At 66.8% G+C, this 12,192-nt stretch carries 11 protein-coding genes and 1 pseudogene; 4 read left to right on the top strand and 8 right to left on the bottom strand.

Annotation, left to right across the window (positions count from 1 at the left end):
* Positions 1 to 2: 2 nt before the first annotated feature.
* The 4 genes from HQN78_RS02460 to HQN78_RS02445 all read right to left on the bottom strand — a co-directional run bounded on the left by HQN78_RS02460 (position 3) and on the right by HQN78_RS02445 (position 3,389).
* A complete protein-coding gene (locus HQN78_RS02460; protein WP_107799763.1) occupies positions 3 to 428 on the bottom strand; it encodes a DUF2000 domain-containing protein in 426 nt (141 codons plus the stop codon).
* Positions 421 to 966: a GNAT family N-acetyltransferase gene (locus tag HQN78_RS02455; RefSeq protein ID WP_235087695.1), complete on the bottom strand. Its 546-nt coding sequence runs from the start codon at positions 964 to 966 to the stop codon at positions 421 to 423. Before HQN78_RS02455 ends, HQN78_RS02460 begins: the two co-directional genes overlap by 8 nt.
* 95 nt (positions 967 to 1,061) lie before the next feature.
* A complete protein-coding gene (locus tag HQN78_RS02450; RefSeq protein ID WP_235087693.1) occupies positions 1,062 to 2,255 on the bottom strand; it encodes a serine hydrolase in 1,194 nt (397 codons plus the stop codon).
* A gap of 114 nt (positions 2,256 to 2,369) precedes the next feature.
* Entirely contained in the window at positions 2,370 to 3,389 is a 1,020-nt protein-coding gene (locus HQN78_RS02445; RefSeq protein WP_235087690.1) for a low specificity L-threonine aldolase, read from the bottom strand.
* 268 nt (positions 3,390 to 3,657) lie between these two features.
* Here HQN78_RS02445 and HQN78_RS02440 point away from each other — a divergent pair, with 268 nt between their 5' ends.
* Entirely contained in the window at positions 3,658 to 4,920 is a 1,263-nt protein-coding gene (locus tag HQN78_RS02440) for a hypothetical protein (protein ID WP_235087688.1), read from the top strand.
* A 25-nt stretch (positions 4,921 to 4,945) separates the two neighbouring features.
* Here the strand turns inward: HQN78_RS02440 and HQN78_RS02435 are convergent, their stop codons facing one another.
* From HQN78_RS02435 to HQN78_RS02420, 4 genes and pseudogenes are all read right to left on the bottom strand, one after another.
* Positions 4,946 to 5,890 (bottom strand): ornithine cyclodeaminase family protein, encoded by a 945-nt coding sequence (locus HQN78_RS02435; RefSeq protein WP_235087686.1) that lies wholly within the window; start codon positions 5,888 to 5,890, stop codon positions 4,946 to 4,948.
* Positions 5,887 to 6,848: pseudogene (locus HQN78_RS02430) on the bottom strand (threonine/serine dehydratase). Before HQN78_RS02430 ends, HQN78_RS02435 begins: the two are co-directional and overlap by 4 nt.
* Positions 6,845 to 7,450 carry a transcriptional regulator gene (locus HQN78_RS02425; protein ID WP_166452906.1) on the bottom strand — a complete coding sequence of 202 codons (606 nt, stop codon included), beginning with the start codon at positions 7,448 to 7,450 and terminating at the stop codon, positions 6,845 to 6,847. Before HQN78_RS02425 ends, HQN78_RS02430 begins: the two are co-directional and overlap by 4 nt.
* 167 nt (positions 7,451 to 7,617) lie before the next feature.
* Positions 7,618 to 9,057 (bottom strand): PhoPQ-activated protein PqaA family protein, encoded by a 1,440-nt coding sequence (locus tag HQN78_RS02420; protein WP_235087683.1) that lies wholly within the window; start codon positions 9,055 to 9,057, stop codon positions 7,618 to 7,620.
* A 259-nt stretch (positions 9,058 to 9,316) separates the two neighbouring features.
* On the opposite strand from HQN78_RS02420, the gene HQN78_RS02415 reads away from it, so the two are divergent.
* The 3 genes from HQN78_RS02415 (at position 9,317) to HQN78_RS02405 (ending at position 11,954) form a co-directional block, all read left to right on the top strand.
* A complete protein-coding gene (locus HQN78_RS02415) occupies positions 9,317 to 10,318 on the top strand; it encodes a substrate-binding domain-containing protein (RefSeq protein WP_235087680.1) in 1,002 nt (333 codons plus the stop codon).
* Positions 10,315 to 11,073, top strand: a complete 759-nt coding sequence (locus tag HQN78_RS02410) for a hypothetical protein (RefSeq protein ID WP_227104069.1) — start codon at positions 10,315 to 10,317, stop codon at positions 11,071 to 11,073. Before HQN78_RS02415 ends, HQN78_RS02410 begins: the two co-directional genes overlap by 4 nt.
* A 353-nt stretch (positions 11,074 to 11,426) precedes the next feature.
* Positions 11,427 to 11,954: a hypothetical protein gene (locus HQN78_RS02405; RefSeq protein WP_235087678.1), complete on the top strand. Its 528-nt coding sequence runs from the start codon at positions 11,427 to 11,429 to the stop codon at positions 11,952 to 11,954.
* Positions 11,955 to 12,192 lie beyond the last annotated feature (238 nt).

The following is a 12,192-nucleotide window of genomic DNA, read 5'->3' as shown; positions in this document are numbered from 1 at the left end:
CGTCAACGGTAAAGACTGAATTTGCGCGTCAGCGCGCCCAGCGCCGCCTCGTCGCCGCACAAGGCCACGCCCCAGTACTCCAGCGCGGCGGCCGGGGTGGCCGCGGTGCGGCGCAGTTGTTCGGCGCTGCCGCCCTCGCCCATAGTGTCGGTGAAGTCGACGCAGACTACGCCGGCCTCGGCGGCGGCCTGACGCAGCCGCTCCAGCTTGGCGGAGTTGTCCGCGCGCAGCACGATGAAGGGATCGGCCGAGATCGCCGGGTGCACGCCGCCGTCGGCGTCCACATAGTCCACGTGGTTTGCCGCCGCGTCCGCGCGCCGCAGCCGGCAGGCCAGGGCCAGCGCCAGATGGCCCAGCACATTCATCGCCCGGCCCGGCTCCAGCCGCTTGTGGATCACCGCCACGTATTTGCGTTCCGCCTCAGACATCGCCGCCGTCCTCCGCCTCATGCTCCGCGCGCAACAAGGCGTAATTGGCCAGCGACAGATAGCGGCCGTCCTTCCATTCGCACTCGCGGCTGACGCCCTCCAGGGTAAAGCCGACGCTCCGCAACAGTTTGCCAGAGCCCAGATTGTCCACTTCCACTTGCGCGTAGACGCGGTTGAGCGGGAAGCGGCGATAGGCCAGCCTCAGGAAACCGCGCAGGGCTTCCCGCATATAGCCGCGGCCCCAGTGTTCCGGCAGCAGCCAATAGCCCAGTTCGGCGCAATGGTGCTGTTCCGACCAGGAGCTGATGCCCACCGCGCCCAGGAAGCGCCCATCCTCCCGCGTTTCCAGCGCCAGCCACAGGCCGCTGCCGTCGGCGCGGATGTCGTCGAACCAGCGCATCTGCGCGCGGCAGTCCTCCTCGCTGGCGTAATGGATGCCGTAATGCTTGATCACCTCCGGGTGCGACAGCCCGTAAAACACATTGGGCAAATCCGCGGCGCGAAATTCGCGCAGCGTCAGCCGTTCCAATTGCAACATCGTTTCCCCTTCACGCCAGCGGCCCAAGCTCGAATCTCGTCGGGCTTGGGCCGCCACAATTCAACAATTTGTTGAAATTTACATTTTTGGTTGAATTATTGCAAGAGGGGCGCCACGCCGTAGACCGCGTCGCGCAGATCGGCGACGAAGCGTCCGGACATGCCTTCGTACAAGGTATTGGTGAAGGCCACCACGCTCAGGCCGCGCGCGCGGTCCACAAACCAGGAGTGGCCGTAAGCACCGCCCCAGCGCCAGGTGCCGGGCGATTCCGGCGAGGCGGCGGCGGCCGGATCGCGCAGCACCGAGAAGCCCAGGCCGAAACCGAAGCCGGGCATTTCCGGCAGTTCCAGCGTTCCGGTGTGATTGCGCGCCATCTCCTCCACCCACTCCGGCGGCAGCAAGGGCGCGCCGCCCTGGCGCAGCGCCTCCAGCAAGCGCAGCAAATCGTCGGCGCTGCCCACCATGCCCGCGCCGCCGGACGGATAGGCGCCGGCGTCCAGCGCCCGCTGCGGCGCAAAGCGTATGCCCACCGTGCCTTCGAACGGCGCCACGATCGCCGGCTGCTCCATCCGCCACGGTTCGGCCTCGCCGTTGACGTAGACCGCGGCCAGGCGGCCCGGCTCCTGCGCGTGAAAATCGGTGTCGTCCATGCCCAGCGGCGCTGTGACCCAGCGGCGCACCGCCTGCGGCAGCGGCTGGTCCGCCACCCGCTCCACCAGCGCGCCCAGCACGTCGGTGGCCAGCGAATAGCCCCAGGACTGGCCCGGCGTATACAGCAGCGGCACGCTGGCGATGCGGCGCAGATTCTCCGTCAGGGTGAGGCCGTCGGCGTCCATGCCGTCGGACACTCCGGCGCGGGCGTAGGGTCCGTCGCCGTCTTCCTCGAAAAAGCGATAGCCCAGGCCGGCGGTATGGCTGAGCAGCTGCCGCGGCGTGATCCGCGCCGGCGCGCCGTCCGCCAGCCGCGGCCGGAATTCCGGCAGCCAACGGGCGATGTCCTCGTCCAGGTCCAGCCGCCGCCGCGCCGCCAGCGCCATCGCCGCCGTGGAAACAATGGGCTTGCTGACGGAAGCGAGCCGGAACAGCGCGTCCTCCCGCATCGGCAAGCCGGCCTCCCGGTCCGCCCAGCCGGCCGCGCGGCGGTAAGCCTGCGCGCCGTCCTTGGCCACCAGCACCACCGCCCCCACCAGCCGCCGCTCGCTCAGCGCCTGTTCCAGCACCGCGTCCACCCGCGCGTCCAGGCCCGCTTCCGGGCGGCTGGGCCGCACGCCGCATTCCACATTCGACATATCGCTTCCTTTGGCTTCAAAACAGCCACCACGATAAGCGACGGCCGCGCCGGGAAAAAGCGGGCGGCGCTCCGCGCTATCGTGAGAAATTGTCCGGAATGGGAGACCGGCGCTTCAGAGACTGGCGCGTATGATGTCCGTCGCCCGCTCCACCTGCCCGCGCGTCACCAGGCTGCTGCTGATGAAGCGCACCAGATCCGGTTTCCAGGCCAGCGCCAGCACGCCCCGCTCCGCCAGCCTGGCCACCATGGCCTTGGCGTCCGCCGCTTCGATGAACACCATATTGGTCTCCACCGGGTACTTCAGCCGCGCCGCCGCGCTCAATTTGTCGCCCAGGATGCGGGCCTTGTCATTGTCTTCCTGCGTCACCTGCTGCCAGCGCCGCATCTTGTCCAGCGCGATGCCGGCCATCAGGCCGGATTGGTGCAGGCAGCCGCCGTACCATTTGCGGAAGACCTTGGCCGCCTCTATCTTGCGGGCCGGGCCGGCCAGGATGGAGCCGAAGGGCGCGCCCACGCCCTTGGAGAAGCAGAAATTCAGCATGTCCGCCGGCCCCAAGTAACGCGCCGGCGACAGGTCCAGATGGCTGCAAGCGTTGAGCACCCGCGCGCCGTCCAGGTACAGGCTCAGCCCCATTTCGTCGCACAGCGCGCGCATGCGCAGCATTTCCGCCGCCGGATAGACGATGCCGCCGTAGGTGTTGATGCTGCTTTCTATCGCCACCGCCTTGGGCTCCGCGTAGAGATTGGACCAGCGCGCCTTGGCGTGAATGGCCCGGCGCGCGTCGTCGGCGGTGAGGATGCCGTCCGCGCTGTGGTAGGGATTCAGCACCAGGCCGCTATTGGCGCTGACGGCGGAGGATTCGAAGAAATTGATGTGGTAGCCCACCTCGGTGACGATCTCGTCGCCGGGCCCGGCCAGGCAGCGCAGCCCCACTTGATTGCTCATGGTGCCTGAGGGCATGAACAAGGCCGCTTCCTTGCCGAACAAGTCCGCGCAGTAGGCTTCCAGCTCGCGCACATAGCGGTCTTCGCCGTAGCAGTCGTCGCCGATCTTGGCGAAATCCAGCGTCTCCACATCGCTCTTGCTGACCCGCGTCAGGGTGTCGCTTCTCAAATCGATGATGTCCGGCATGTCTGGCTCCGTTCGTGAACGTCGGCTGGAGGATGGCAAGCGGCGGCAAGGAAAGCGTCTGGCGAGCACGCGCGTCGGCGCCCGTCGTCCAGTCCGCGCCATTGGCGTGCCAATGAAACGCGAAGCCGATGCTAGGGGCCGGACATCAATGATTCAACACTACTTTCGATAAGGTAGCCGCCGGTCGGCGCGCTAGTTATTCGTACGGAGTGCGATTTTACGCTGGAGAACTACCATGGTAGCCACGCCGCCAATCAGCGAGGCCATCATGAAAAACCTGAAATATCACGGCTTGTGGGCAGGCCTGTTGCTGCTGGACATCGCCGCGCTGTACGGGCTGTCGCTGCTGATGGCGCAGCCTTTTTCCCGCCCGCAGCACGCCAGTCATTTCGCGCTGGGCCTGCTGACCACCGCGCTGGCGGCCGCGCCGATGATCCGCTTCCTGGTCATAGGCTGGGGCGCCCGCTACGAGGAATTCCGCAACCGGCTCAACAACGGCGCGCTGATCTATTATCTGCGCCAGTTCTGGCAGCCGCGCACCGACAAACACCCGCAACTGAACGCCTGGCCGCTGCCGGAAAACGAGGAGGTGGAGGCCGCCGCCGAGCAATTGTTCGAGCAGATCTACCGCGAGCACTACGGCCGCGCCGCCTTTCTCACGCCCATGATGCTGATGCTGATCGCCACCCTGTGCATGAGCGTGCTCTATCTGCTCGCCGTCAACGGGCAGCTGGCCCTGCCCTTCGGCACCCAGATCGTCTGCGCCGCCATCGCCGGCGCCTATCTGTTCGTGGTCAGCGATATGGTGCTGAGCGTGCGCAAGCGCAGCCTCAATGTGGCGGACGTGTACTGGTACGCGCTGCGCATGATGCTGGCCATTCCCATCGGCGCGGCCGTCAGCGCCGCCGGCGACTCCGAAACCGTCTCCGCCGCGCAGACCGTGGCCGCCTTCGCCGTCGGCGCCTTTCCGATGGACTCCCTGTTCAAGCTGCTGCGCCGGCTGGTGGCGCTGAACCTGAACGCCAAGGAACAGCCGCAGGAAAACGACCAACTGATCCAGCTGGAAGGCGTGACCGCCAATATTTCCGCCGCGCTGGCGGCCGAGGGCGTCAACTCGATAGAACAATTGGTGTGCATAGACCCGGTGCTGCTCTCCATCCGCACCGGCTTTCCGTTCAAGTTCGTGTTGCGGCTGGGCTCCCAGGCCATCGTCTGGCGGCACTTCGGCCAACACGCCGCCGCCCTGTCCGCCATGGGGCTGGCGGACGCGCCCGCCATCGTCACCCTCAACGAGATGCTGAAAAAAGAAACGGGCTCGGCGCTGCGCCAGCAGGCGGACAATGTGGTCGCCGACATCGTCGCCCGCTTGCAGGCCAAGGACGGCGCCGCGCTCTCTGCCGACACCGTCAAATTCAACTTCCGCCAGGTGGGCAAGGAAAACTACACCCGCTTTCTGATGGCGGCGCAAAAACAGGGCGGCTACGCCCGGCCGCCCTTGCGGCCGGTGCACGGCTTCCCGCACGCGGCCTGAGAACCCCTTGACGGTCAAGCGCGTCTCAGACCTGGGCCTCCAGCACGCATTTGGCGATCTGCGCGTCCTGCACCGCCAGTCCGGTCAGGTCCGCCAGCGTGATCTCGTCCTCGCTTTGCCGGCCCGCCTGCTCGCCGGCCAGCACCCGCCCCAGCTCCGTCAAGCGTTCGCGCTCTAGCAGGCCGGCGACCAGCGCGTGCGACACCTCGCCGTAAGCCGCGCACTGGGCGACGGAGTCCACCACGATGCGGTCCGCGGCGGCCACCCATTCCGGCTCCAGTTCCTGCTTGCCGGCGGCGTCCGCGCCCACCGCGGTGACATGGCTGCCTGGCCGCAGCCAGCCGGCCCGCAGAATGGGCTGGCTGGACGGCGTGCAGGTGACGATCAGCCGGCAGGCGCGCGCCAGCGGCTCCGCGTCCAGCGTGGCCCGCACACGGTAGCCCTCGGCTTCGAACTCGGCGGCGAAAGCCGCCAGCTCGGTCTCCGAACGCCCCCACACCCACGTCTCCCGGCACGGCGTCACCGCCTGCAAGGCGCGCAATTGCAGCCTCGCCTGCAAGCCGGTGCCGACAATGCCTATCGCCTCCACCCGGCTGGGCGCCAAGACCCGCGCCGCCAGCCTGCCGGCCAGCGCGGTGCGCCAGGCGGTGAGCCAGCCCTCGTCCCGCAACAGCGCCAACGGCGCGCCGGTGCGGGCGCAGAAGCACAGTACCAGGCCCTGATTGCTGGGCAGGCCGCGCTTGGGATTGTCGTAGAAACCGGACGACACCTTGACCGCGAACAGGCTCTCGCCCTCCACATAGCCGGATTTCACGCAGCAATCGCCATTGGCCGCCGCAAAGGCGAAATGCTGCACCGGCGGCAGTTGCGCGCGGCCGGCGGAATAGGCGATGAAACCCTGGCGCAGCAGCGCCTCCGCCCGCTCCAGATCCAGCCGCGCCAGGATTTCATCCTTGTTGAAGGTTTTCATGACACCGCCTTCAAAAACTTATCCAGCACGATGTTGCGGCCGCACAGCACCACCGCCACCTTTTTGCCCTGGTAGCGCGGCGCCTGCCGCAACAGGCCGGCCAGCGCCACGCCCGCCGCGCCCTCCGTCATCCAGCGCTCGCTTTGGGCCAGCAAGCGCAGCGCCGCGCGGATCTCCGCCTCGCTGACCAGCGCGCAATGGCGGATCAAGGCCTGGCACAGCTCGAAAGTCACCGCGCCCGGCTCCACCCGCCGGCGGTGCCGTCGGACAGGGTGTCGCCCTCGTCCACCTCGACGATGCGGCCGGCTTGCAGGCTGGCGTGCATGGTGGCCGCCGCCTCCGGCCAGCAGCCCACCAGTTCCGCGCCGGGCGCCAGGCGCCGCAAGGCCGCGCCGATGCCGGAAATCAGGCCGCCGCCGCCCACGGAGACAAAGACCGCGTCCAGCTCCGGGCACTGCTCGGCCAGCTCCATGCCCACCGTGCCCTGGCCGGCCACCACGTCCAGATCGTTGTACGGCGACACAAAGGGCAGACCCGCCCGCCGCGCCGCCTCGCCGGCGCTCAGTTCCGCCTCCAGCGCGCCGCCGTCCACCAGCTTGAGCTCCGCCCCCAGCGCGCGGATGGCGTCCAGCTTCACCGCGGCGGCGGACGCCGGCGCGTACACCGTCACCGGCACTTGCAACAGCCCGCCGGCCAAGGCCACCGCCTGGCCGTGGTTGCCGGTGGACGCGGCGATCACCCCTTCCCGCCGCGCCGCCGGGTCCAGCAGCCGCAGCTTGTTGCTGGCGCCGCGGAATTTGAAGGAGCCGGTGCGCTGCAGATGCTCGCACTTCAGATACACCTCGCAGCCGGTCAGGGCGGACAAGGCCGGGCTGTGCTCCAGCGGCGTGACCCGCGCCTGCGGGCGGATGGCCTGGTGGGCGGCGGCGATGGCGTCGAACAGGGAATCCAGTGTCATGCTTGCTCCTTCAGCTCTTTCAAATGCTTGAAAACCGTGGCGCGGCCCATGCCCAGCACATTGGCCACGTAGTTGGCGGCGTTCTTGCCGCGAAACGCGCCCTCGTGCAGCAGCGCCTCCACCAGCTCGCGCTTGTGCTCGCGGTTGAGAATGGACAGGCTCAGCTGGCGCTGTTGCAGCCAGCCGTGGATGAAACGGTTGATGCGCTCCTGCCAGTCGTCCTCGAACAACAAGGCCGGCTGCGCCACCAGCTTGCTGCCGGACAGGAACAGGTCCAGCGCCGCCCGCGCGCCCTCGAACACCGAGATGTCCAGGTTCACGCACATCATGCCGAGCGCGGCTCCGGCGTCGTCGCGCAGCACCACGCTGATGGAACGCAGCTTGCGGCCGTCCCAGTTCAGTTTTTCGTAAGGACCGATCACCGTCGCGTCCGGCGTGTTTTCCAGTTCGTCCAGGCCGGAATCGTCGCCCAGCTCGCGCTTGGAGAAATTGTTGGCGATATAGGCCACGGACTGGGTGGCCAGGTCGTGCAGCACCACTTCGGCATAGGGATAGAACAAGGTGGCGATGGCGTCGGCGATGGACTGGTAACGGGACAGCATGGCGGCACTCGTATTGGATCAATGAATCCAGAGTAGACTTTGAAATCCAAAATGTAAACAAAAAAATCCAGATTGGACTAAAAAATACAAAACATGAGAAAAATAAAAGCCGGCTCAGCCGGCTTCGAGATCTGGCGCAGGCGGCCAAACCGCCCGCCCAAGCGCGATCAGCGCCCCAGTTGCAAACGCGGCGCGCCAAACGGCACCGGCTCGCCGTTGGGATAGGCGTGCGGCCACACCAAGGGCGGCGTGCTCCAGGCGAAGTCCTGGCCCTCGAACTCGATGAAATAAGCCTGCCAGCCCGGCAGCGCTGCGTCCGGCTTGAACTCGAAGCGGCAGTTGCCGCGGCGGCACTGGCCTTCAATCGCCTTGGGCTGATAACGGATGCCGGAATTGAAGCGGAAATCCCGGCTCGCGGGGTTATGCGCCAGCCACAGCGTCGCCTTGCCCGCCTCGCGCTCCGCCACGCTGACGCGCAGCCGGCCGCTGGCCGGGTCCGCGTCCACCTGCGCCCGCGGCATCGGCTTGCCGGCCAGCCAGCGGCGCATGAACTGCCGCAAGGCCTTGCCGATCTGATCGCCCTTCACATAGTGCGACTGATTGGGCAGATAGCGCAGCTGGGTGGGGCCGGCGAAGTCCGGCAGATAGCTCCAGGCGGAATCCGGCACCGCGAAGTCGTCGCCGGAAGCGGAAATCATATACTTGCTCAAACGCGCCATCCCGGCGCGGTAATTGACCACGTCCTCGAAGCGCAACAAGGCGTCCAGACCCGGCCCTCCCTGCAGCACATCCTCGGTGATGCCGTTGCGCTGATAATCGCGCAGCGCCGCCGGCCACTGCTGGCCGTAGCTGTTGTAGACATGAGTGAAGTTGACGCGCACGTTCCAGAAATCCGCCACCACCGGCACGATGGCGCTCACCCGCTTATCGTTCAGACCGGCCAGCCAAGCGGCCCAGCCGCGCTTGGACGCGCCGGCCACCACAAAACGCTCGCTGCCCGGCAGGCTGCGCTGCAAGGCGTCCATCGTCGCGCTCACCGCCTGCGTCATCGGCAGATGCAGGGAGCTGAAACGCTCCGCCTGCGGCTGATCCACCGTTTTGCGCCAGGTATAGGCCACCAGCGCGTCCTCGCGGCCGGCCGGCTGCTCGTCCAATTGCAAATCCTGGTTCGGCACGAAATACAGCTCGGCCACCGGCACGCCCAGATCGCGCGCCAGCGCTTCCGCCGGCAAGCGGTCCGGCAGTTTGGGCGGCTGCGCGTGATTGCTGCCGCCGTTGACGTACAGCAGCACCGGCGCGCCCGGCTTGCGCGTCAAGGGCAGGGCCAGCTTGTACTGCTGCTCCCACAGCGGCGCATTGCTCCCAATGCCGCTGCCGGCTCCCGGCCATTGCTGCGACACCATCCGGTACATGCGCACCTCCACCCCGTCCTCCACCACCGAGCTGAGCAGCTCGGCCGGCTGCTGACTGGCCTTGGCCTGTTGCAGATAGTCGGCGACCACGGTGGAGACGGGCTGAACCGGCAAGGACTTGGCCGGCGCGACGGCGGGCCATGACAAGCACAACGCGGCGCAGGCGCGCAGCGCGAGGGGGAGAGAAATGTTCATCGGCGGAATGTATTAATTGTTAGAGAGTAGGTGCTAGATTTTGCAGGGATTAGGGTAAACACTCAAGCGTCACTCCACACTCCCCCGCCAAGCCCCCTTTACGGCCATGTTTCCATAACAGCCGCCGCTGCGGCAGAGCATGGCCTGCCCCCATCATGACGACGCCCATCGATGACGAGGGTGAGGCCAACCCCCTCAAACGCATGGATAGTCCGCTCCTGCCGCCCTCCCCGCTGTGCTCTATAAAGAAGCCATATCCTTGAGCCTGGCCGCGCGGCCGGGCCTGGCCGGCGGCTTGCCGGCGCATTCATTCGACAGGCGGGGGAGCTCCATGCGGCGGCGCGCGTTTTTACTGGCATCTCTGGGCCTGCTGGCCTGGCCCCGGCTGGCGGCGGCCGCGACGAAGCCCGTGGTGACCCTGGTGCTCAAATCGCTGAGAAACCCTTTCTTCAGCGTGATGACGGCCGGCGCGCGCAGGCACCACGCGCAGCACAGCGGCGACTATCAGCTGACGATAGACGGGGTGCAGGGGGAGACCGACCTGGCCGGGCAGATCAAGATCGTTGAAGCCTGCATCGCCCGCCGCGAGCAGATCCTGCTGATCACGCCGGCGGACTCCCGCGCCATCATCCCGGCGCTGATCAAGGCGGTGCAAAGCGGCCTGTTGGTGATCAATCTGGACAACAAGCTGGACGACCGGGCGCTGGCCAGCCACGGCGTCAACATTCCCTTTGTCGGCCCCAGCAATTTCAGCGGCGCGCGCGCGGTGGGTGACTATGTGCTGCGGGCCTTGAAGCCGCGCAGCAAGGCGGCCATCATCGAGGGCCTGCCCGGCTCCATCAACGCCAAGGCGCGCAGCGACGGTTACCGGGAGGCGATAGCCAGCGCCAATATGACGCTGGCCGCCCTCGCCTGGGGCGATTGGGAGCGGGACGCCGGGCGGGCGGCGGCGCTGAAGCTGATGAAACAGACGCCGGACCTGGCCGCGCTCTTGTGCGGCAACGACAATATGGCGATTGGCGCGGCGCAGGCGGTGACGGAATTGAAGCGGGACGGCAAGGTCTTGATCGGCGGCTACGACAATATCCCGGAGATGGCCGCGCTGCTGGCGTCCAAGCGCATTTACGCCACCGCGGACCAGCACCCGGCCTTGCAGGCGGAGTACGCCATCCGCCTGGGGCTGGAATCCTTCAATAAGCGGCTGACGCAAAGCGAGATGCAGAGCATTGTGCGCACGCCGGTGGATCTGGTGAAGTCTTGAGCCCGCCGCCCGCGTTCAGACGGCTGGCGGCGGCGCTGGCCGGCGCCGCCTGCCTGGCCCAGGCCCAGCCGCTGCTGACCGTGGTGGCGGACGCGCATCCGCCCTATCTGACGCCGGCCCGAGACGGCCTCGGCGGCCCCTACGCCGACGCTTTCCGCTACCTGACGGCCAAGGCCGGGCTGGAGGTGGCGCTGAAAGGCGTGCCGGCCAAGCGCGCGTATTTCCTGGCCGCCGCGGAGAAGAACACCTGCGCGCTGGATGTGAACTTCGACCAGGGCAAGGCGGAAACCGTCAGCTATGTGGCCGCCATCTCGCCGGTGGTCTTGCAGGCCTACGTGGCCCGCGGCAACGCGGCGCCGTTCAAGAATCTGCGCGATATGCAGGGCATGACCCTGGGCACGGTGGATATCGCGGAAGCGCGCGATCTGCTCAGTTCCGCCCAGCTGAGCTACATCCCCATCGCCAAACCGGCGCTGGGTTTCAAAATGCTGGCGGCCAAGCGGCTGGAGGTCTTCGTCAGCGACACCCCGCCCGCGCCGGAGGACGGCCCGCCGCCGCGCAAGGCGCTGGCGCTGACGCCGGCCGAGCGCTGGCTGATCTGCCATCCGGACACGCCGCCGGCGATTCTGGCCAAGCTCAGGCAGGCTTTGCGCGCCGGCTTGTTCGCCAAGGAAACGGCCTTCATCTGGGACAAATACCGGCTGCACGGCTTGTTCCTGGAAACCCAGGCCGCCTGGGAGCGGAGCCGCCAGTAGGACGCCCTTCCCGGCAAGCCGGGCCGAGGCGGGGCCTTGCGGCTGAGACGGCGGCTTGGCGCATGGCCGGCCTCAGCCGCCGCCCTGAATATCGCCCAAGCACTCCTCTCCCTCACCGCCCCGCGCGGAAGCCGTTCTCAAGGCCGCGCCGCCAACGCTGGAGGCCTCCTCGGCCAGGCTTCGGCGCACGGCGCTCGCCCGCCACCTGTCCCAAAGCGCAGGCATCATTAATGCCTTTTGCATTAATCTTCAACGATAAATCGCGTCATGCCCTGTTGGCGCAATAACTTACAGCCGCCCGCTTTTAAAAAACCCCATCGGGCCTGCGCGCCCGACGTTTTCAGGATTCCCTCATGCTCAATCGCCTCCTCCCAATCTGCTCCGGCGCCGCGCTGACGGCGCTAACCCTATGCCTGTTGTCCGCTGCGCCGGTTCAGGCGGCGGATTGCCGCGTCACCCCGGATGTGAACGCCAGCGTCAAATCCATGGCGGACAACACCGCGATGGAAGGCCATGTCAGCATCCATATCCACGGCCAGCCCACCCAGGCGGGCAAATCGCAGTTCGACAGCTGGGACCAGTTCAAGGCCGCCTTCACCACCTGGCAGGGTTATCCCGGGCCCAAAGGCCCCAAACCGGCCATATGCGGCACCCGGGCGGCGGAGTCCGATTGCGTGCCGGAGGGCACTCTCTATCCCAAGGGCTGGCCCGGCGCGCTGCCCAGCACTTGCAAGGAGGTGAACGCGGCCGGAGTCTGCACCCTGTCCATCCCGTTTCCCGCAGGGCAGCCCATTTTCCTGTCATTCCGCTACGCCAAGAACAGCAAGGGCAAGTGGATCCTGAATACCGCCTATCCCAGCCTGAACTCGAATTGCTCCTAAGAACCTGTTCACGATCTACTGCGCTGCGGCGATACCGCGTTAAAAACAAGCTCAAAATGCTCATGTACCACGTGTACATTCCGCTTTTTCGCTCGTTTTTGCCTTGTCTCGCTCTTGCTCGCGAGATCGTGAACAGGCTCTAAGACCCGCTAACAAAACCCCTGATCCCGCGTTGCGCTTCCTTGTCGTACGACTTGTACTGCCCGCGTCGGCGCGCCTTGGCTCAGGTTCTCTGCGA

The organism is Chromobacterium sp. Beijing (genome assembly GCF_021496765.1).
Lineage (GTDB): Bacteria > Pseudomonadota > Gammaproteobacteria > Burkholderiales > Chromobacteriaceae > Chromobacterium.
This window is presented reverse-complemented; position numbering and strand designations above follow the sequence as displayed.